The sequence below is a fragment of the Aeromonas sp. sif0611 genome, from assembly GCF_019218845.1.
In the GTDB taxonomy this organism is placed as follows: Bacteria; Pseudomonadota; Gammaproteobacteria; order Enterobacterales; family Aeromonadaceae; genus Aeromonas; species Aeromonas media.
Window position 1 is genome coordinate 1 of record NZ_JAHUWU010000070.1, and the last position, 244, is coordinate 244.

The window sequence follows — 244 nt, forward strand, 5'->3', positions numbered from 1 at the left end:
CCGAAGATGAAAGCACCCCGCTGCTGACCGAGACCGGCACCCTGAGCGTGACCGATCTGGACGGCGCCGATGAAGCCAAGTTCCTGGCCGGCAACGGCACCCCGAGTGCGGGCGCGCTGGGCAGCCTGACCATCACCGAAGGCGGTGCCTGGACCTACCAGGTCGACAACAGCAAGGTGCAGTACCTGGGCGAGGGCGAAACCAAGGTCGAGACCTTTGTGGTCACCTCCGTGGATGGCACCGA

At 65.6% G+C, this 244-nt stretch carries 1 protein-coding gene; it reads left to right on the forward strand.

The window, feature by feature from the left end:
- Window positions 1-244: VCBS domain-containing protein (locus KW824_RS20810; protein ID WP_218410905.1), on the forward strand; the 244-nt coding region annotated here is incomplete at both ends.